At 28.7% G+C, this 22,612-nt stretch carries 14 protein-coding genes; 1 reads left to right on the forward strand and 13 read right to left on the reverse strand.

Annotated features, from left to right (window positions below; all coding sequences use genetic code 11):
* Positions 1-192 precede the first annotated feature (192 nt).
* The 11 genes from KGF42_RS03915 to KGF42_RS03965 all read right to left on the reverse strand — a co-directional run bounded on the left by KGF42_RS03915 (position 193) and on the right by KGF42_RS03965 (position 15,879).
* Positions 193-957: a glycoside-pentoside-hexuronide (GPH):cation symporter gene (locus KGF42_RS03915; protein ID WP_054274984.1), complete on the reverse strand. Its 765-nt coding sequence runs from the start codon at positions 955-957 to the stop codon at positions 193-195.
* Between the two features lie 79 nt (positions 958-1,036).
* Positions 1,037-3,391 (reverse strand): alpha-xylosidase, encoded by a 2,355-nt coding sequence (gene yicI, locus KGF42_RS03920; RefSeq protein ID WP_227825799.1) that lies wholly within the window; start codon positions 3,389-3,391, stop codon positions 1,037-1,039.
* Positions 3,392-3,721: 330 nt separating this feature from the next.
* On the reverse strand, positions 3,722-5,131 hold the full coding sequence (locus KGF42_RS03925; protein WP_227825800.1) for a glycoside hydrolase family 1 protein: 1,410 nt from the start codon (positions 5,129-5,131) through the stop codon (positions 3,722-3,724).
* Positions 5,132-5,248: 117 nt separating this feature from the next.
* On the reverse strand, positions 5,249-7,105 hold the full coding sequence (locus KGF42_RS03930) for a beta-glucoside-specific PTS transporter subunit IIABC (protein ID WP_227825801.1): 1,857 nt from the start codon (positions 7,103-7,105) through the stop codon (positions 5,249-5,251).
* A 465-nt stretch (positions 7,106-7,570) separates the two neighbouring features.
* On the reverse strand, positions 7,571-8,848 hold the full coding sequence (locus KGF42_RS03935) for a DUF4038 domain-containing protein (protein WP_227821812.1): 1,278 nt from the start codon (positions 8,846-8,848) through the stop codon (positions 7,571-7,573).
* A gap of 48 nt (positions 8,849-8,896) precedes the next feature.
* Positions 8,897-9,922, reverse strand: a complete 1,026-nt coding sequence (locus KGF42_RS03940; protein ID WP_107594000.1) for a substrate-binding domain-containing protein — start codon at positions 9,920-9,922, stop codon at positions 8,897-8,899.
* Between the two features lie 151 nt (positions 9,923-10,073).
* Positions 10,074-11,498, reverse strand: a complete 1,425-nt coding sequence (locus KGF42_RS03945; RefSeq protein ID WP_107594001.1) for an L-fucose/L-arabinose isomerase family protein — start codon at positions 11,496-11,498, stop codon at positions 10,074-10,076.
* A 25-nt stretch (positions 11,499-11,523) separates the two neighbouring features.
* Complete coding sequence (locus tag KGF42_RS03950) at positions 11,524-13,023, reverse strand: glycerol kinase GlpK (RefSeq protein WP_227825802.1); 1,500 nt, start codon at positions 13,021-13,023, stop codon at positions 11,524-11,526.
* A 12-nt stretch (positions 13,024-13,035) separates the two neighbouring features.
* Positions 13,036-13,977 carry a transketolase C-terminal domain-containing protein gene (locus KGF42_RS03955; protein WP_107594003.1) on the reverse strand — a complete coding sequence of 314 codons (942 nt, stop codon included), beginning with the start codon at positions 13,975-13,977 and terminating at the stop codon, positions 13,036-13,038.
* The gene (locus KGF42_RS03960) at positions 13,978-14,799 is read right to left on the reverse strand and encodes a transketolase (RefSeq protein ID WP_227825803.1); all 822 of its coding nucleotides are present in this window, start codon (positions 14,797-14,799) and stop codon (positions 13,978-13,980) included. It lies immediately after the preceding gene.
* A gap of 558 nt (positions 14,800-15,357) precedes the next feature.
* The gene (locus tag KGF42_RS03965) at positions 15,358-15,879 is read right to left on the reverse strand and encodes a CD3072 family TudS-related putative desulfidase (protein ID WP_227821808.1); all 522 of its coding nucleotides are present in this window, start codon (positions 15,877-15,879) and stop codon (positions 15,358-15,360) included.
* A 165-nt stretch (positions 15,880-16,044) separates the two neighbouring features.
* On the opposite strand from KGF42_RS03965, the gene KGF42_RS03970 reads away from it, so the two are divergent.
* Positions 16,045-16,611, forward strand: a complete 567-nt coding sequence (locus tag KGF42_RS03970) for a CD3073 family putative ECF transporter S component (RefSeq protein ID WP_227825804.1) — start codon at positions 16,045-16,047, stop codon at positions 16,609-16,611.
* 220 nt (positions 16,612-16,831) lie between these two features.
* Here KGF42_RS03970 and KGF42_RS03975 read toward each other — a convergent pair whose 3' ends face one another.
* Both KGF42_RS03975 and KGF42_RS03980 read right to left on the reverse strand, forming a co-directional pair.
* On the reverse strand, positions 16,832-18,895 hold the full coding sequence (locus KGF42_RS03975; protein ID WP_227825805.1) for a DUF262 domain-containing protein: 2,064 nt from the start codon (positions 18,893-18,895) through the stop codon (positions 16,832-16,834).
* 380 nt (positions 18,896-19,275) lie between these two features.
* Positions 19,276-22,611: a DEAD/DEAH box helicase family protein gene (locus KGF42_RS03980; protein WP_227825806.1), complete on the reverse strand. Its 3,336-nt coding sequence runs from the start codon at positions 22,609-22,611 to the stop codon at positions 19,276-19,278.
* Position 22,612: the final 1 nt, after the last annotated feature.

The raw sequence follows: 22,612 nt of genomic DNA on the forward strand, positions 1-22,612 counted from the left end.
CCAATTTTTTCTACTTTCGTAACTTTCACACTTAGGTTTATTTCATCCTTATGTTTTAGTTTGGTTAGCTTTAGGGGTTTTTAGCAATTCAAGTAGTATTGGATAGGTTCTATCCTATCTCTACATACAGGTTTCCCTATATGCTGACTATTTTAGCTACTAACTCATGACTAAAGTCACGAGTGTGCGTAGCTATTTTTTAATCAATATGAATATTAATGACAATATAACTAATGGCTTGTTATTTTTAAGTAAAACTATTATATCCTTAAACCCAGCTTTTTCACTATCTTCATTTACCACACTATATCTTTCTTTAGTAGTGAAGAAACAGAATAATAGTAATAATCCACCTGCTATACCATATATTATCATTGCTTGTTGATAACCCTTAGCTAAATTTCCTCCCCCTAATATTGTACTTAACTTAGGAACACCATAAGTTACTATAAGAGTTCCTACTGATGCAAAGAACATTCTTACTACGGAAAGGTTTGCACGTTCTGTGGAATCTTGTGTCATTGCTGATGTTAATGCTCCATAAGGTACATTTACTAACGTATATATCATCCCTAGCCCTATATAAGTAACAAATGCATATACAAATTTACCCATAGGAGATATATCTGGCACTGTGAAACATAAAATAGCTATTAATGTAAATGGCAATGCACCGTATAAAAGATATGGTCTAAATTTACCATGCTTTGATTTTGTTCTATCTACAATAACACCCATTATAGGGTCATTCAAACCATCCCAAATCCTTGCTACTAAAAAAATCATAGATACTGCCATTGGAGCTAATCCATATACATCTGTATAAAAATACATTAAAAATGCTCCAACTGTACTAAATATTAAGTTACATGCTAAATCCCCTGTAGCATAACCGACCTTTTCTTTCCCTGAAAGCTTATCACTTGCTATAATAGGTTGCTTCATATTGTTTTCCATGTAATTAACCCCCTTATCTTAGAGCTAGTATAAATTTATACCAACTCATTTTATAACAATACTATCTAGTTCTAAATACTTAAAAATTATTCATTACTGTAAATATAACTTCACTATCTTTAGCTTGTGCTACTGTTCCTATTTCTAAATCGTACTTGCATTTAGCATTTTCAGATGTTGCATTAATATTTCTAAGAACTATTTTATAATCTCCACTTATTCCCTTTGTATGAACACTTATTTTATTTCCTATTTTTATTGCAGATACTTTTCCTACTTCTTTTCCAAGTGAGTTATATAGTATCGTTTCTATTCTATTATTTTCATTTAATTCAAATATGTTAATCTCTAAATCCTTTAAGTAATCATAATCTGGTTTTTTATCATTATATCCTATAGGAATTATGGTATTATCTTTAACCATTAAAGGTAGTGACATATAATCATGATTTTCCTTGTACCATCTTCTACCTTCAAGTACTTTATTATTTAATAAATTTGTCCATCTTCCTTCTGGCAAATAATAACTTACATCTCCAGTATTACTAAATACAGGGGCTACTAATAAACCTTCACCAAACATATACTGACGATCTAGGTATATACAAGTTTCATCATCACTATACTCAAGTACCATAGGTCTTATCATAGGTATACCAGTATTTTTTGCTTCAATAGCATATTTAAATAGATAAGGCATAAGTTTCATTTTTAACTTAGCAAATTTACGAGTTACTTCAACAGCTTCCTCATCATATATCCAAGGTACTTTATACTCAACATTTCCATGATATCTACTATGTGATGATAAAAGACCAAATTGAGTCCATCTTTTGTAAATATCAGCTGTACACCCTTCTTCAAATCCTCCTATATCATGACTCCAATATCCAAATCCACAAAGACTTAAAGATAATCCACCTCTTAATGATTCTGCCATAGAAGAATAATTGGACAAACAGTCTCCTCCCCAATGTACTGGGAAGTTCTGTCCTCCAACTGTTGCTGATCTAGCAAACACACACGCTTGTTCATTTCCTAGTTTTTCTACTAAAAGTTCAAATACTAGCTTATTATATAAATAAGTATAGTAATTATGCATTTTCTTAGGATTTGATTCATCGTAGTATTTTATACCGTATTTTAGTGCATCTATTCCATAAAATTCATCCTGAACAGGTATCCTTTCACCAAAATCAGTTTTAAAACTATCTACTCCCATATCAATCAATCTTTCAAGATGTGACTTATACCACTTACAAGCCTCTGGATTAGTAAAATCAACTAAGGCCATACCTGCTTGCCATCTATCCCATTGCCATATTTTATTATTTCCAGTTTTGACAAAGTATCCTTTTTCAGCACCTTCTTTATATAGAGGTGATTTTTGACCTATATATGGATTTATCCAAACACAAACTTTTATACCCTTATCATGAATTCTTTTTAACATTCCTTCTGGTTCTGGAAATACTCTATTATCCCATTCAAAGTTACACCATTCAAATTCTTTCATCCAGAAACAATCAAAGTGGAAAGTTTCAAGTGGTATATCTCTTTCTAACATTCCATCTATAAAACTCATTACTGTTTCTTCATCGTAATTTGTACAGAAAGAAGTTGTTAGCCAAAGACCAAATGACCACGCTGGTGGAAGTGTTGGTTTTCCAGTTAAATTTGTATAATTATTTATAACCTCTTTTAAGTCATTTCCGCCTATTATGTAATATTCAAGTGATTCACCTTCTACACTAAATTGAACTTTGCTAACTGACTCTGAGCCTACTTCAAAAGATACGTTTTCAGAATGATTAACAAAAACCCCATAGCCCTTATTTGTTAAATAAAACGGTATATTTTTATATGACTGTTCACTTGCAGTTCCACCATCTTGGTTCCAAACATCCACTGATTGACCATTTTTTACAAAAGGGGTAAAACGTTCTCCCAAACCATATACTAACTCTCCAACTCCTAGTGCTAATTGTTCTCTCATATAAATTTCTTTTTTGTCTGTTGTAATATAAGCAGTACCTGTTTTGCTTGTTTCAGTTAATAACCTATCATTATTATAAAACTTAATCCCCCAGTCTTCCCCTTTTCCTATTTGTGCTTTTAATCTACCTGATATAAATTCATAGTTATCATTATTTTCTTTTATTTTAATCTCTGGTGTTTTTTCATTTAATTTGAAGTAAGATTGTTCATTTACTCCTGCATGATGGGTAATTTTGACCTTAATTATATTTTCCATAGGAGAAGATATTTCTGTTGTTAACATTCCTCCATCTAAAGTATTTCCTCTTGTATTTACTTTGATAAACGGACAATATGCTGTTAATTTTACCTCTTCTATACACATATCATAAAGTTCAACAGGATGTAAAACTGTGTAATTCTCTTTGTTTAACCACATTCCATTGCTAAATTTCAATTTAATATTCCTCCTCTAAATAATATTAGCTTTGCTTCAACTTAAGTATATTTTATATTATTTTTTAGCGATATATTAGGTATTTTCTATGCTACTTTATAGGTCTTTTTTAGCTTTTTGCTTATATTTATAAAACTTTTTTAATGATAATACTTCATGTCGTATTTTGAAACCCATTTTACATGTTTATTTTTAAGTTTAAACTTATGACTATTACAAATTATCTAAAAAAAGCTGTCACATAACAATTTATAATTGTTATGTGACAGCTCCTTTTTTACCCTACATCTTCAATTTCACTACATTTTGAATAGCTATTCAATTGTATAGCTAGTCAAATAAATGTTCTCCATTTGTCTCTATAACCTTCTTGTACCAATTAAAACTCTTCTTTTTATATCTATTTAAAGTACCACTTCCATCATCATTACGGTCTACATAAATAAATCCATAACGTTTCTTAAGCTCTGCTGTTGACGCACTTACTAAATCTATACATCCCCATGTAGTATATCCAATCAAATCAACACCATCATCAATAGCTTCAGCAACTTGTTTTAAGTGATTTCTCAAATAGTCTATTCTATAATCATCATTAACTGTATGCTCTCCATTTTCATCTACTATTAATTCATCAACAGCTCCCAATCCATTTTCTACTATAAACAATGGCTTTTGATATCTATCATAGAATTGATTAAGTACATACCTAAGACCTTGCGGGTCTATTTGCCATCCCCATTCACTTTCTTTTAATGTTGGGTTTTTTGCTCCACCCATGATGTTTCCTTTACTACCTTTAATAGTCTTATCTGAACTTTCACAAATACTCATATAATAACTAAAGGATATAAAATCTACTGTATTTTTTAATATCTCAATATCTTCATCCATTATATCTATATGTATGTTATTTTTTCTAAAGTAACGTTTTGAATAACTTGGGTATTTACCTCTAACATGAACATCTGCAAAGAATAAATTTTCGTGTTCCTTTTCCATTGCACAAATTACATCATCAGGATTTGGAGTTAATGGATAGACTGGCATAGATAACACCATGCACCCTATTTTAAATTCAGGATTTATCTCATGCCCCATCTTTACTGCTTTTGCACTTGCCACCAATTCATGGTGTATAGCTTGATATATTTGATTTTTTGTTAACTTTTCTTTAGGAGTATTAATTCCTCCACTTAAAAATGGTTCATGTACTATAGAGTTTATTTCATTGAATGTAAGCCAGTACTTTACTTTATCTTTGTATCTTTTAAAAACTGTAGTTACATATCTACAGTAAAAATCTATTAAATCACGACTTATCCATCCATCATATTTTTCTGCTAAATATAATGGTGTTTCATAATGAGATAAAGTAACTAATGGTTCTATATTATATTTTCTACACTCATCAAATAGGTCATCATAAAACTTAAGACCTTTTTCATTTGGCTCTAGTTCATCACCCTTAGGATAAATTCTAGACCATGCTATTGATGTTCTAAATACTTTAAATCCCATTTCAGCAAATAATTTAATATCCTCTTTATATCTATTATAAAAATCAATACCAACTAATTTCATATTATCTTCTGTTGGCTTTTCAGTTCTTGGAGTCATAATTCCATTTGGAGTCACATCCTGTATGCTAAGTCCCTTTCCATCTACATTATATGCACCTTCACATTGGTTTGCAGCTACTGCACCACCCCATAAAAAATTTTCTGGAAATCTACTCATTTTATATCATCTCCCTTAATTTAATATTAAATGTTACTTAAAGCATAATCTTTAAGAAATTTCTTATATTATATTTATTAATCTATGTACCATAATTCACTTTCTAGTTAACCATATTTAGATTACTACTGTTAATAAATCAGATTCTATCATCAACGCTTTATCATTAGTACTTACTATTATATCTTGGAATTCTGATGAGTTAGTCACAATAATTGGTGTTACTGTTGAGTACCCAGCTTCAATAATTTTATCAATATCAAATGTAACTAACAAATCTCCAGCCTTAACTTTGTCTCCAGCTTTAATATGCATTTCGTAGTACTTTCCTTCCAATTCAACTGTATCAATTCCTATGTGCATTAATATTTCTACACCTTCACTAGTTTCAAATCCTACAGCATATTTTGTAGGAAAAACAAATTTTACTTCTCCATCTGCAGGTGCATATAACTCACCTTTATCTGGCTTTATTGCAATACCTTGCCCCATAGCTCCTTCTGAAAAACACTGGTCAGGTATATCTTTTAAAGATACCAATTCTCCTTGCAATCCACTCTTTAACACTACACTATCTTTTTTTGAATTTGAAACACTTTTATTTGTAAACCCTTCCGAAATCATACTATCGTTAAATCCCCATATGAAAGTTGTAACAGCTGACCCTACATAAGCAATTGCACATGCTATCAAGAAACCAATAAAACCAACACCTATATATGCAGGTAAAGTAATTAAACTTGTCCCAATAAATGCCCCTACACCTGTACCTGCTGCTGCTGTTATAGCACCTGCTACTCCAGAAAATATACTTGCAATAATAAAAGGCTTTTTAAATTTTAAATTGACTCCATATATTGCAGGCTCAGTTATTCCCGTTAATACTGCAGAAACTGCTGCAGGTCCTGCTATAGCTTTCAAATCCTTATCTTTTGTTTTTAAAAACACTCCCAAACAAGCTCCAGCTTGACTAAAGTTATTAGGTCCAGTTATTACAAATAAAGTATCTCTACCATATGTAGCTATATTATTTAATACTATAGGTACAAATCCCCAGTGCAATCCAAATATTATTACTGTTGGCCATATTACAGATACTAAACCTCCTGCAATTATAGGATTTACACTCATAACCCATTTATATCCATCAGCTAAATATACTCCTGCATAACTTGTAACTGGTCCAATAGTTAAATATGTTAATGGAACAATAATCGATATACATAATAGTGGAACTAAAAAACCTTTTAATATACTTGGTATTATTTTATTTAAAAATGCTTCTACCTTAGCAAGTACCCATACACTAATAATTGCTGGTATAACACTAGAAGTATAACTTACTAGAATCACTGGTAATCCTAAAAAACTTATACTTTGACCTTCATTATATAAACCAACTATGTTAGGATATACTAATGATGCTCCAATGATAAATGCTAAAAATTGATTTGCCTTAAAATATTTAGCTGATGTAAATGCTAAAACTATAGGTAAAAAATTAAAAATTGCGTCTGCTGCTGCATATAAAATCATATATGTACCACTATTTTCTTGTAAAAACCCTATTGTAGTTCCTAGTATTAATAAAGCTTTTAACATACCAGCACCTGAAAGAGCCATCATTAAAGGAGAAAAAATTGCAGATATCGCAGATATGAATCTATCAATAAGTTTTTCTTTTGGTTTCTCTTTATCTTCTACATTATCAACTTTTGTTTCAAACATAGTTCCTTTTACCAGTTGATTGTATACTTCAGAAACATGATTTCCTATGACTACTTGATACTGACCTCCACTTTCTACTACTGTTATTACACCATTATTTTTTTTTAGCTTCTCTGTATTCGCTTTTCCTATATCTTTTAACTTGAATCTTAATCTAGTTGCACAGTGAGTAACATATGATATGTTTTCTAATCCACCAACTCCTTCTATTACCTCTTTAGATAGGTCACAATATTTTGTAGACATAATAAACCTCCCACATTTAATATAAAATCAATTTCTATCTCAAATAAATGACTATATCAACTTCTCTTTTGCATGTTTTGAATTACTTATTAATATTTTCGAAAACGATTTCAAGTTAATTATAGACAACCTATACAGCTTATATTTTTATATTATTTAGTTCAAGTATATTAACTAGTACTAAATATTTACTTCTATCAATTTGCCATAATTTTCAAACTGTCAATACGTCTTAAATCTAATCATGCTTTAAGAAGTTAACATCACTTGTTAGAACATTAATATCTTCACTCCTTTCTAATTCTAAATATTCTTTATATTTTTATAGTATCACAATCAATTATTTTTGTAAATATTTATTATTTTTATACTAAATATTTACTTAATTATTTTTATTTTTTATTAAACAAAAAAATCCTAAGCTATATTTCATTTGCTTAGGATTCTCAAAATTTATTACAATATTTATTTTTTTCCTATAATTACTACGTCTTTGTTACATGAGTGCATTTTAAATAAAGTGCTATCTTCTTTAAATTCAATTAAAGGGCTAAGAATATTCTTTGTTTCTAAATCAAATAGATAAAATTTATACTCTGATAAATTTTCACTTATTTTAACATTAGTATTTATTGGTATATATAGTATAACAGATGATTTATCATCATTAGTTGCATATCTTATTTCATTTGTATCATTAACAACAAGATTATTTTTAGGGATAATATTTTTTAAATTATTTTGTTCAAGAAGATACTTTAACATACCATAATCAAAAGCACCTGGTAATTGAAGCGCACTTTGCCACAATAAAGGACTATCAAAAGCTTCTCCTATTCCCATAAAAAATATTGAATTATTAGTGTGCCAACTCCATATTCCATGAGCTCCATACGTTAATCCAGCACAAGCTCCAGATAGTACACTTTGCCATCCTGCCTTTCTTATATCATAGTCATTAAATCTGCCATACACCTTTCTACTATAGCCCATCTGCTCATAACAAGGTTCTGAATTTAAGATTGGTTTACATGGATATTTACTATAAAATACTTCTGCTAAGTAGTAAGGCATACTGGTAAATAAACTATTGTGTCCTGATTGATACATATAAAAATCAATTTTACTTACTAATATCTCTGGTATTTCCTCCAGTCTCCCTCTGATATGGAGAGTTTTTAAGGTGTTTGGAGACACTTTATTAAAAAATTCTAATGCTTTATTGTAATATTCTATACTTTCTTCTTTTTCAAAATCAGTATCTCCACTAATTAAATAGATAGGGTTCATATCATTAAAAGTTTTATTTACTATATCAAAATAAGTTGGCAAAAACGATAGAGGTATTATATTTTTATCCATAATCGCACTTGCCCACGTTCCTGGCACATAATTTGACCACAATACTACTAAAGCTAATTGAAATCCATATTCTTTAGCTAATAAACACATCTCTTTAGCATTTTCAAAATATAGTTTATTCAAAGTTGAATAGTCGAAAGCTCCATCATCATTTATATCAAATGGTAATAACTCATCATGCTTAGCACTTCTATCCCATTGAGGAAGAATGTTTATTTGAAGAGTATTAAATCCTTGTTGTTTTCTTTTTTCAAGATAAAACCTCCACTCATTAAAATCTATATTTGTAAATGCACTCCAACATGTATCTGCTAAATAAAAAAAATGCTCTTTATCCAAAGTAAAAGTTCTATTGTCAGATGCTATTTTTAACCTACTCACAATTACACCCCTTCTCCTTAACAATAGCCTTAAACAAAATTAAAACTATTATTTATTAATATATTTAACACTATCTCTTTCTATCAATTCTGTTTCTACTTCTATCTTTAACTTTAAATCAAGTTGATTATTAATCTTATCTATAAGTCTATTTACAGCTATTTTCCCCATTTCTACAGTCTGTACCTTAATAGTTGTTAAAGCAGGGTTAGCAAGTGCACTAAACGTTATATCATCAAATCCTATTATGGATACATCTTCAGGAATTTTTATTCCTTTTTCATTCATTGCCTTCATTGCTCCCAAAGCAATTATGTCATTAAATGCAAATAATGCAGTTGGTAACTCTACTTTTTCATCTATTATCTTTTTCATGTCATTATAAGCACCATCTATAGTAGGCTCTAACAAAAACTTATATTCTTGATTTTGTTCTATATTTAAATCATTTAGAGCCTTATCAAATCCAGTTGCTCTGTATTCAAAGTTCTTTATGCTTCTAGAACTTCCTAAGTAACCTATTTTTTTATGTCCCTTTTCAACAAAATACTTTACAGCAGAATACGCACCACTGACATTGTTTATACAAACATAGTCTGAACTTTTAGTTTCATGGTAACTATCTACTATAACTATAGGTATAGATATACTTAAATTTTCAAAAAATCTTAAATCCTCTTCGTTCATTTCTGTTGCCAACAATAAAATACCATCTACATTTTTTTGTCTTATTATTGTATCAATATTATCTTTTGAACTAACATCATCTCTAACATGAGAAATTAAGAGTTCATAACCATTATTACGGCACTCTCTTTCACAACCTTCTATAAGTGCAGAGAAAAAAGGAGTATCAGAAACAACATAGCCATGCTTTTTAAATACTATTAGTCTAATTGCATTATCTTCATTTTTCTTCTGATTTCTAAAATAGCCTTTTTCCTCTGCTATTTTAATTATTCTTTCTTTGGTTTCTTTTCCTACACCTTTTCTATTGTTCAATGCATTTGAAACAGTACCCGGCGATACACCTGCTAATTTAGCTATATCTTGCATTATAGTTTTACTATTCATTTTATCACTACCTTTTCTATATTAAATGATTAAATTCACACTCCATAAATTATAGTATAAGGCAACAATTAAATAAAATAAACACTTAAGCTAAATATTTAGTAAATATTTTTATTTTAGTAATGTTTTTCAATTTTTAATAAATATTATCTTATTCTCCTCTTATCCATGCCTTTACATCCTCTTCTACATCATCATAAAAATCTAGATTTAAATCATGTAAATACTTACAAGCTTCATAAATAGCAGGTAATACATTATGATGTATCCCAACACAATGGTGCACATATGGACCAGTTACAAGCTTATCTTCTAATCTTGTTAAGTTTTCTACTTCAACCCAAAGATATGTTCCCTGTATATAAGGTCCTTCTATTCCTTTTGCATGTCCTAACAGCAAAGAATACTCTCCATTATCTCCATCAAACCTTAATAAAGATATATCCCCTCCTTTTATCTCTGCAAATGATGAACCTACACATCCACTTTCAAGAGCAAAAGGAACTCCAAGTTTTGCTTTTTCTCCTTCTTTAGTTAAAGATATAGGATAGCATCCACAATGTTGAAGCAATTCTCCATTTTTATTGGTTGGATGTGCTACTGTCCAATCAGCAAAAAACGGTGGTGTTTTCCCCATTGCAGCAGATTGAGCTATAACAGAGGTTATCGCTCCATGTATATCAGTTTCACAAACTACTGGTATTCCCTCATCAGTAAGAATAGCATTTGCTATACATGGCATTATCTTAAGCTCCTCTTGTAATGCATTCCAACATTGAATGGCTACTGCTTTACATCCATACTTTTCAGTTAAAATGTTAAATGCCAACTTAAGTGCTGCTACCCTAACTACACTCTCATCTTCAACATTTATTTCTAAATTCTCTCTTAGAAACTGTATTGTTTCCTTTAATTTTTCATCATTTTTTGATTCTATCTCTTTTACACAGTTAACAAATTCCGATAAAGAAATTGGATTTATTTGCACTCCAAACTTCTCAAGTAATTCACCTTCATTACACATCATAGTCCAAAAAGATAATGGTCTAGTTGATATTTGAAGTATTCTTAAATTTTTAAGTTCTTTTACTACATTAACTGCAGCAATAAAATTGTTTACTCCTCTTTCAAAAGCTTCATCTTCTAGAGATGCATTTGGTATATATGTAAACTTAACTTTAAATCTTCTAAGTATCTTACCTGTAGCAAATAGACCACATTGACTATCTCTAAGTCTTGTTCCATCTTCTAGTGGAGCTCCATCTCTAGGTCCCCATAAAAGAACTGGTAGATGTAATTTATGAGCAACTTTTGCCACCAAATCTTCAGTACCAAAGTTACAATGTGGAAAAAATAAAGCATCTACTTTTTCTTGTTTAAACTTATCGACAATCTTCTCTACATCCGATTCTTTAAATAACAGACCCTCTTCATTTATATCCTCTATATCAACAAAATCTATGTTCATGGATTTTAATTTCTTACTGATTAATTGTTTATACTTTATAGCTTCTTTTTTACTAAATATATTTCTACGAGTTGGTGCAACTCCTAACTTTATTTTATACTCTATCATATTATCTCTCCTATAAATTAACATTTTAGCTATTTAATTCTGTCATGTATAATACACTTTTCATTGCATTCTTCCATTTTCTATACAGTTTTTCTCTATTTTGTTCACTTACATTAGAAGTATAGTTTTTTATATTTTCAGGTAAATGTTTAATTTCTTCTATACCATTCCAAACACCTAAACCAATCCCTCCTAAGTATGCAGAACCTAGAGCTGATAACTCTTCATTTTTATTTTTAGCAATATTACAATCAAGTAAATCTGCTAAAAATTGATTATATATATCATTTACTGTTACTCCACCATCAACACTTAAATTTTTAATCGTTATATTACTTTCCGATTCTAATATATCAATAGCATCTTTAACTTGATATGCTATTGACTCCATAGCAGCTCTCATTATATGCTTTTTATTCGTATTCCTAGATATACCTACTATAGATGCTCTCGCATCAGGCTTCCAAAATGGTACACCTATTCCTACAAATGCTGGTATAAAATATACACCTTCATTATTTTTAACTTCTTCGACAGCTTTATTAAACTCTTCAAAATCTGAAAACAGACCTAGTTCATTTTTTATCCAGTTGATTGTATCTCCGCTAGAATTTACAATTCCTTCAACTGCATAGTTAATTATATTTTTAGTAATATAACCAACAGTCGATACAACTCCATTTTGAGAAGGAATAAAGTTTTTACCCACATTTATCATTATAGAATTACCAGTACCAAATGTAGACTTTGCCATACCTACTTCAAAACATCTTTGACCAAACAAAGCACCTTGAGAATCTCCAATTACTCCACTAATCTTAATATTTTCCGAAAAATATCCTTCAATATTAGTTTCTCCAAATATTTCATCTGATGGATATATTTTGGGTAACATACTCCTTGGTATACCAAATATGTTCAATAAAGAATCGTCCCATTTCAAATCTCTTATATTAAGTAATAAGGTTCTACTAGCGTTAGTATAGTCTGTAGCATGACTTTTTTTATTAGTAAGATTCCAAACTAACCACGAATCAATATTACCAAGCAATAAATCCCCACGTTCAGCTTTATCTCTAGCTCCATCTACATTATCTAATATCCACTTGACTTTAGTAGCTGAAAAATAAGGGTCTAATTTCAAACCAGTCTTTTCTTGTATTTCATTCTTATATCCACCTAGAGTTTTGCATATATCACTAGTTCTCCTACATTGCCATACTATTGCATTATATACAGGCTTACCCGTATTCTTATCCCAAACTACTACAGTTTCTCTTTGATTTGTTATAGAAATACCGGCTATATCCCTTATACATAATTCATGAGATATGATTATTTCCTTTAATAAGCAGATTACATTACTGTATATTTCAATAGGGTCGTGTTCTATCCAACTATTATTAAGATAATATTGGTTATGTTTCTTAGATAATTTATTTATTACTATTCCTCTACTATCTATAATCAGTACCTTGGTTCCTGATGTACTCTGGTCTATGGTTAATATATATTTTTTATCCATATTTTTACCTCTTTAATTTTCACTAGATAGCATTTCCTTAGCTATTTTCACTATATTTTCGCTATTTAGTCCATAATAATTAAATACTTCTTTACTATTACCTGCTATAGGAGATTCATCTGCTATTCCTAACACTTGCATCTTAATAGGGATATTTTGGACTACGACCTCTGATACTGCTGCTCCCAATCCACCATATATACTGTGTTCTTCTATTGTTATAATTCCCTTCGTTTCTTTAGAAGATTTTATTATAGCTTCTTTATCTAAAGGCTTAATTGTATGCATATTTATTACTCTACATTCAATACCATGTTTTTCAAGTTCTATAGCTGCATCTAGTGCAATTCTTACTGTTTCACCAGTTGCTATCACTGTTATATCATTTCCACTATGTAATTCATTAGCTCTACCTATTTTAAAATCAAAATCTTCATTTTCATATACATCTTCAACAGGATTTCTTCCTATTCTTATATAGGCTGGAATATCACTTTTATACAATTCTTGTATCATCTTCTTAGTTTCGTGTCGGTCAGCCGGAAGCAGTACTTGTATATCTGGTATTGCTCTAGTTACTGCTATATCTTGAAGAGAATGATGAGTCATTCCTAGAGCCCCATAGCTTACACCCCCACTTATTCCTATAAGTTTGACATTATTTTTAGAATAAGCCACATCTATTTTTATTTGCTCTATACTTCTCATTGATAAAAAACATGCTGGAGAAGCTACATAGGTTTTTTTCCCACAAGATGCTAATCCCGATGCAATACCAACTAAATTTTGCTCTGCTATTCCAACTTCAACAAACTGTTCTGGATATAACTCAGCAAACTCTGACATGGAAGCAGAACCTCTAGAATCACTAGTTAAAACCATTATATCTTTATCATATTTTGCTATATCCACTAAAGTATCACAAATTACTTTACGGTTTGCTATCTTATTCATCTATTTCCCCTCCTTTAAATCTTTAACTGCTTTTATGTATTGCTCCTCTGTTAGCACTCCATGATGCCATTTTATGTTATTTTCCATAAAAGATATTCCTTTACCCTTTATGGTATTAGCTATTATCATTGTTGGATTATTTTTTTTCAATGGTATCTTATCAAAGACTTCAACCAATTCTGTTATATTATTTCCATCTACCTGAACTACTTCCCAGCCAAAGCTCTGCCACTTTTCGTGAAGATTTTCAAGTGTCATAACTTCTTCTGTAGTTCCTGATATTTGCAATTTATTTCTATCTATAATTGCTACTAGGTTATCTAACTTATAATGACTAGCTGCCATAGCTCCTTCCCATACAGACCCTTCAGCTAATTCACCATCTCCCATAAGGGTAAAAATTCTGTAGCTTTTCTTATCACGCTTTCCTGCTATGGCCATACCTACAGCTAATGAAAGACCATGTCCTAGAGAACCTGTATTAACCTCTACTCCTGCATTTTTATTGTTTGGATGACCTATAAGTGTTGAATTAAATTGGCTATATCTTTTTAACTTATCTCTACTAAAAAAGCCTTTATCAGCTAATATACAGTATAGAGCTTCTGCTATATGGCCTTTACTTAATATGAATCTATCTCTATTTGAATCTTTTGCGTTTTCAGGACTTATATTCATTACATGGTAATAAAGAGTTGTTAAGATATCAGTACTAGACATTGCACCTCCTATATGACCTGCTTTTGCATTATATACAACATCTAATATTTCTTTTCTTATTTGATTTGATTTTTCTTCTAACCTTTTAATCTGTTTGTTCATAGTCTCCCTCCATATAAATCTTCTTTTTATATTTAGTAAATATTTAGTTATATTTTTATATTATCACGTATTTTTAAATTAGTAAATATTTATTATTATTTATGATAATTATTTAGTTCTTATTTATTTACATCACTAAATATTTAGTCAATAGAAAGTAAATTAAAATTATATCGGATATCTAAAGTTATAAATAAAACCTATAATTTATAAACAGAAAAAGTGAGTGTCTCAAAATGAACTTTTTAGTTCATGAGGCACTCTTTTTCGTATGAAATAAAATGTATTTTCATCATTTCAGCAACAAAAAAGAGGCTTATCTCTCTATTTTGAGACAACCTCTTTTTCACGAATTCTAATGTTGCTCTTATTCTATCATCATTAGATTTATAGTTACAATTTTTACAACAAAATATAGGATTTTTCTTATATCATTTACAAAACTATTTTCTCTTAAACCTATAAACTTAATTATACATTTTGCAGATTTATTTCCATATTCTTAAAGTTTTTTCTTAGGATTTTATAATGTACTCTTTTTGATAAATATTTATACATTTACTTATTTTCTCTAATCTCATCAAATCCAACTATAGGTATCTCTAAATTATACTCTTTAAGTAGCTTTTCTAACTCTTCTATAAAAATACCTCTCCCATCTACCATTTGTACATCATTTATTTTATTCATCAATTCATTACAACCACTCAATTCACCAAGCCAACTTTTAGAACTACATGTCTTATTATAACCACAACTTGGGCTACCATCTATTGCAATGATACTTTTTATATCATAATTATTTTTTAAATATTCATCAAATTGCCTCACATAAGGTATTAACATTTGCCTACATTGTTCTCTAAAAAACAAATTGTCAAACTGTTCTTTTACATGCCCCCACCTATTTATTCCATACATAATTATTTCTGGACATGGTAGTTGAATTATTCCATATCCTTTATTTATTAAATCTATTGCTATATTTTGTGCTCCTTTAAATTCTGACAGCCCCTCTACTTTAGAGTTACAGTTTAATATACAATGACATACTACTACAATCTCTCTATTTCTCTTCATAATAATCTCCTTAGTTATTCTTAATTTTAATGATACTACATATTTTGATAATTATATTATTTATTTGTTCTATATTTATAATATTCTATATAGAAATATACAATTAGTAATCTTTTATAATCTATACTATGATAAATGTATACATTTTTTTAGGAGGTATTATAATTGAATACTAAGAAAATAACATTTTCTTCAATGTGTATAGTTATTAACATTGTCTTAGGTATGGTTATATCTATGATAAATATACCATTATTATTTTTAGATACAGTTGGTACTGTGCTTGGGGCTGTTGTATTAGGTCCTTTTTGGGGTGCTCTTATTGGTGGATGTACAAACTTAGTTTTAGGTGTTATATCAGGTCCTACAAATATACCTTTTGCCCTTGTAAATATTGTTCTTGGTCTTATTGTTGGATATATTTCTAAGAAAAAAGGTTTTGGTTATAAAGAAGCTATTATTACAGGAGTAATTTTATCTATTGTTTGTCCTTTAATTGGTACTCCTATTTCAGTTTTATTGTTTGGTGGTTTAAGTGGAAGTGGTGCTGATTTATTGGTTGGTTTTTTAGTTCAGTCTGGTCAGAAGATATTTACTGCTGCATTCTTTCCAAGAATTCTTAGTAATATAGTGGACAAGCCTTTATCTTGCATTATGGTGGTATATTTTATAAGTAAAATGCCTAAAGGTTTTATAAGCCAATATAGTAAAAATACGTCTAATTCATACTAATAAGTCATCTATCATGTAGAATTTATTAATCTTTTTAAAATGTTATATACTCATCTTTATATAACATTTTTATTAATAATTTAATTATATAGTATTTGCAATATTTTAACTAAATGCAACCTCTTGATATAAATTTGATATATAAGTCTATATCAAGAGGTTCTATTTTATTTTTTAATATAATTAAGATTCTATTCCAACACAAAATGTGTAAATTTCATTATTTTATTGAAAATATTACTTCATTTAACTCTATATCAAACTCATTAAGTAAAAATCTCATTATATTTAATTTAGCTTCTGTATTTAAATGTGTTTCTAAATATATATTCTCTGAAATTCTAACTCCTCTCCTTAATTTAGATATATCTTTAGATTTATTATTATCTATAAAATCTCTTTTATAAGCTTTTTCTATAATACTATTAAACCTTACAGGATCCAAATCATATAAAGTAAGAGCAACTTGTTCATAAAATTCTGTCCAATTTTTAACTTTATATGATTCTCCTAATATACTAAATGATACTATACTCTCATTTGTAAAATTAACATCATCATCTTCTAATGTAAATATATTTTCACTGTTACTTGGAGGTTCATATGCAACATTTGGATATTTCCAAATTTCTACAGCTCTATCTAATAATATCTTAGTTCTATTTTTTATTTCTTCTTCATTCCACTTATCTATAAATGAAATATACTTGTTTAGATAAAGCCTACTATCTTTAAATCCACTTTCCATCTCTTTCTTTTCTTCAAATGTTTTATTGCTTAATTTTGAATTATATCCTGTCAAAGTTAAATTTCCAATTGTATGTAAATATTTATCATGTATCTCTTTATAATTCTCTCCTAGCGATTCTTTCCATTTATTTGTTAATGTTTGTGGCATTATATGCTCAATATTTAATGTGTTATTATTAATTAAATTTTCTAAATCAACAATTTCTTTGTTATTATAGTTCTCTAACCTCTCAAGTATATATAACTTATTTTTTGACTTAGTATTATATATATCCTTAGTTTCAAAAGCATTTGAAAATTCACTATCAGTAGGAAATCTTTGAGAAGATTTCTTATTTATAAAAATATACTTTAGTATGTTAGAGTAGTTTTCTTTATAATCACTAAATTTTTTAATTTCCCTCCCTAAGTTCATGAATACTTTATTAAGTGCATTTGGAGGTACATCACATACTATTCTTCTTAATATAAAACATTCCACTAAAGTAAGAGATTCTACAAGTGCTTTTTTATTTATTATACCTTCATTATAATCATCAAATAATTCTAATATAAACGGATATGATACAAATATTTCGAGTTTATTTATCCTTTTTAGAACTTTATTTACATCATTATCATCAGTGCATGAATAAGATATATCTCTATAATAATTAGAAAATTTAAGTAAATCTTTTAATAAAATTTCTATATCTATATCATTATCTAATACATACCTTTTAAAACTAAAATATACTTTATTTTTATTTGGTATATTTCTCTCTTTTATAGTCAAGTAGTCTCTTATAAAATTACTTACATTATTACTTGTATTTTTTTCGATTTTATACCAATAATTATTATAAAATTCCTCTTGTAATTTAGAATTTTTACCCATTAACACAAAGTTTCTTACTCTATCAGCTTCACTTAAATCTAAGCCAGTTGAATTTAGACTTTCAAAGATTAATTGAGGGTCATCTTCACCATTTTTTAATTCTATTTCTACTATAGTTAATTTCTGTATGGCATCAAACAAATCATCTATTGATATATTATCTTCTTTTATTCTATTATAAAAATATAAATAATTTGAAACTATATTAGAATTTCTATCTGTATTTATTTCTTCTTCAAATAGTTCATAGTACGCTTTTCTATCTTCTGCTATTGGTTTTAACTTTATTTTTCCATCTTTATCTCTTGAGTGCTTGTTTATAAGATAACACTCCTTAATCTGTTCTTCTGTTGTAATAATTCCTTTTGATTCCCCAAACTCTTTTATTATTTGACACATGGCAATCAATAGTATTGACACAGTAGTTACTCTTTGTTGTCCATCTATTATTAAATATTCTTTTCCCATACTATATATAGATACAACTGACCCTAAGAAATGAGTTCTAAATCCAGAATCTATTATATCCTCTAAATCATCAAACAATCTTTTGCATTGTTCTTTCTTCCAGTTATAATTTCTTTGATATACAGGTACTACAAAACTTTTGTTTGACCCCTCTAAATAACTAAGAAATTCAATTTCTCCTGCTTTCATATTAACTCCCCCTATAAGTTAAATAAATTCCATTCATAATTCCATGTATCTATATATTATATCAAAATTTTCACTCATAAATGTATATGAAAACCTTATTATATACCTTTTTATACCTATTTTTATTTTATTAAAGTAAATACATGATTATTCTATAAAATATGCAAATACTTAATCTTAAAAATTATTATTTAATCTTCTTCATGAGTAATTCATAGTTATTTATCAATTAAAAAGAGATATTGCATAATTATTCAATACCTCTCTTTGTATATCTACATTATCCATATCTAGTTATCTATTTCAACCTGATATTAGACTACTTATCAATAAATTTATTCTTTACATCATTAATAATAACTTTACACCAAATAACATTATTAACCTATCTCTGATGCATTTTCTTTAATTTCATTTATAGTTTTAATCAATTTATTTCTCTCCTCAATATGATTTTCAAATAAATCAATTATACTTCCAACAGTTCTAAATGGATCTTCCATCAACACTTTGTTATCCTCTATAAATCCATTCTTAACTACATAATCGACTATAAGTTTAACAAAATGTATTTGCTTAGTATTAAAACTCTTATTATTTAAAAACTCTGAAAAAGCTTCATTTGCAGCTTCTCTATCCAATCCCACTAGTTTTCTCACTAATTGACTTACTGGAGTATCTCCAAACTCCTTCTTATAATCATCACAATTACCTAATTGCTTTAAGAGTATTTCCTCTAAAGTTTCAACATCCTGCTTTGTAATCTTTTTATTATTTCTTAATTTAAATATTGCTAATTCATCTTTATGACTATTTAAATAATGCTCTACCTTCTTTTTATAATTCTTAAGATTGTTTGCATTGTACACAGAATCATTTCTATCTTCTGCTACAATCATATCTTCAAAACTTGTATAATATATCTTTTGACTAGACTTCTCAAGATATTTAATAAGCTCTCTTAATGATATACGTACTTCTTCTACCTCAAATATATCTGAGTTTTCCCAAAACTCCTCTGTCATTGCTTTTTCAATAGTATATTTTTGTTGCTGTATCTGTGGTATAGTCCCAAGTTTTGAAAGTTTTTCTGCTGTAGCCATTACATGTCTTATACCTTTACTTGCATTATTATTTTGTAAGTATGCAAGTTGTATATTATACATAACTACATCAAATCTTTTAGCCAATTCATCATCACTATATGAAGTTATGAGTGGTGATATATATTCTCTTATCTCATTTTGTGCTACTGCTCCAATATTACTCCAAATATTTTCATTTTTATACTTATGTACATAGCTTAAATTCATCCTAACTATATAACTATCCTCATTTAAAACTTTTACAGAAGTTATAAGTTCTTCTAACAATTCTTTTCTAAGTTCTGCATACTCACCTTCTATATATTTAATATCTTGAAGTTCTTTAACCATACTTACCTTTATATTAAATAATTTTTCAGTAAGTGTTTCTGTTTTATTTCCCTCAAATCCTTTAGGATTAAATTTAAAAAATTCAAAATTATTACAAAAATCAAATATTAAGAATCTTTCCTTATCCATATCAACACCTAATAAATCTGGACATAATCTAGTTCCCCTGCCTATCATTTGCCAAAACTTAGTCTTACTTCTCACTTTCTTGAAAAAAACAAGATTTAAGATTTCAGGTATATCAATTCCTGTATCAAGCATATCTACTGAGACTGCTATTTGAGGGAATTTATTCTTATCAGAAAAATCATCTATTATAGAATCTACATAATTTATACTATAGTCAACTGCTTTTACAAAGTTCCCACCATACTTTGGATACAGTTTATTAAATCTTTCAACTATTGCCCTAGCATGCTTTGTATTCTTTGCAAAAATTATAGTCTTACCAATCTTTTCTTCTCCTTCTATTTTCAACCCCTCTGTCATTAGCTTATTTAAAACTAAATCTATTGTGTCAGAATTAAATAGCCACTCATTTACTGCATTATTCCCTATTTCGTCTCCAATACTCTCATCATCATTAAATGTATTTTCATATTCTTCCTTCTCTTCATCAGAAAGCTCATCATACTTAATTCCATCTTCCATAATCTTAGTCTTAAACTCAATACTAGTATAATCTACTAAATATCCATCCTCGACTGCCTTATTATACTCATAAGCATATGTAGGTACTCCATTTTCCATGTCAAAAACTGAATAAGTATTTTTATCTATCTCATCCTTTGGTGTAGCAGTAAGACCCATTAAGTAAGAATCAAAATAATCAAAGATTGACTTATACTTTTTATAAATACTTCTATGCGATTCATCTATTATAATTAAATCAAAATGACCAGGTGTAAACAATCTCTTTCCATCCTTAGACTTCGTATCATCAATTGCATTCATCATTGTTGGATATGTAGAAAATATCATCCTAGCATCTTCTGGGCTGTCTTTGCTATCCAATAAATTACATAAAGCCAAGTTAGGTAATAGCTTAGTAAAACTTTTTTTAGCTTGCTTTACCAATGCTTTTCTATCTGCTAGAAATAGTATATTTTTAATCCAGTTATGTCTTGAAAGTACATCAACTATAGATATAGCAATTCTTGTTTTTCCTGTACCAGTAGCACATACCAAAAGAGTTTTGCGTTGCTTATTTTCAAAAGCCTCACATACAGCTCTAATAGCTTCTTTTTGATAATATCTATTGGATATTTCATCATTTATTGTTACAGAACTTAAAGACTTCTTACTCTTTCTTCTATCTATAATAAGTTGTAATTCTGATTTTTTATAAAACCCATAAACTTTTCTATCTGAATAGTCATCCCAAATATAGGTATCAAAACCATTAGTTAAAAATATTATTGGTCTTTGACTATATTTCTTTTCCAGACAGTCTGCATATAGTTTAGCTTGTTGCTGACCAATTTTCGGGTCTTTACTCGTTCTTTTCGCCTCAACTACTGCTAATGGCCTACCATTTTCACCATAAAGAACATAATCTACATATCCTACACCACTTTCATTAGGCATACCTTGGACTTCTATTTCTTCCCCTATGTCTTTTCCAAATTCCCAACCTGCAAGCTTTAATTCTATATTTATATATCTTTTTCTTGTCTCAAATTCGTTTACTTCGTCTATCTTGAAATCATAGTTTACAGTATTAATTTTTCTCTTTTCAGTTAATGACTTTCTTAATTCTTCATTTTCTTTTATTACTTCTTCAAGCTTTTTATCTTTTGAACTTAATCTCTCATAAAGATTTTTAAGCTCGTCCGGTCTTGTCCTTTTCTCTTCCCCATGAAGTAATAAATCTTCATTAAACTCTTCTGCTGTATATTCATCTGAATAACAATAATCTATCCAACTAACAAACTGATGCAAATTGTTAAGTGAAAGTATTGCTTCTCCTCTTTCTATATTCGCACTAGTATGTACAGATACATTACCTAATTTAACTATATATTTTAATAAATGTAACATATCATAGTCTATAAGTTCTATAAAACTATTGTTATGAATCAACGTACTAAGATTATCTTGATAAGGTAATACTAAATCGCTATCATTAGCATATAGCCATTTTACTGCAAGCTCTAAAGCTCTTCTTGTTATAGTTGCACAGGTAGATGGGCTAACTAGTATACTTTTTTCTGCTTCTAAGCAAGCAGTATTAAAACTATTGAAATTTTTCTTCTTTTGTAAAAAATCAAAATTACCCAAG

The organism is Clostridioides sp. ZZV15-6383, assembly GCF_020657735.1.
In the GTDB taxonomy this organism is placed as follows: Bacteria; Bacillota; Clostridia; order Peptostreptococcales; family Peptostreptococcaceae; genus Clostridioides; species Clostridioides difficile_D.

Coding starts and splice junctions, on each gene's coding strand:
- KGF42_RS03975 (WP_227825805.1), bottom strand. CDS start 18,895: ATGAAAGCAGGAGAAATTGAATTTCTTAGTTATTTAGAGGGGTCAAAC.
- KGF42_RS03960 (WP_227825803.1), bottom strand. CDS start 14,799: ATGAACAAACAGATTAAAAGGTTAGAAGAAAAATCAAATCAAATAAGA.
- KGF42_RS03965 (WP_227821808.1), bottom strand. CDS start 15,879: ATGAAGAGAAATAGAGAGATTGTAGTAGTATGTCATTGTATATTAAAC.
- KGF42_RS03955 (WP_107594003.1), bottom strand. CDS start 13,977: ATGAATAAGATAGCAAACCGTAAAGTAATTTGTGATACTTTAGTGGAT.
- KGF42_RS03925 (WP_227825800.1), bottom strand. CDS start 5,131: ATGAGTAGATTTCCAGAAAATTTTTTATGGGGTGGTGCAGTAGCTGCA.
- KGF42_RS03950 (WP_227825802.1), bottom strand. CDS start 13,023: ATGGATAAAAAATATATATTAACCATAGACCAGAGTACATCAGGAACC.
- KGF42_RS03915 (WP_054274984.1), bottom strand. CDS start 957: ATGGAAAACAATATGAAGCAACCTATTATAGCAAGTGATAAGCTTTCA.
- KGF42_RS03940 (WP_107594000.1), bottom strand. CDS start 9,922: ATGAATAGTAAAACTATAATGCAAGATATAGCTAAATTAGCAGGTGTA.
- KGF42_RS03945 (WP_107594001.1), bottom strand. CDS start 11,498: ATGATAGAGTATAAAATAAAGTTAGGAGTTGCACCAACTCGTAGAAAT.
- KGF42_RS03930 (WP_227825801.1), bottom strand. CDS start 7,105: ATGTCTACAAAATATTGTGACCTATCTAAAGAGGTAATAGAAGGAGTT.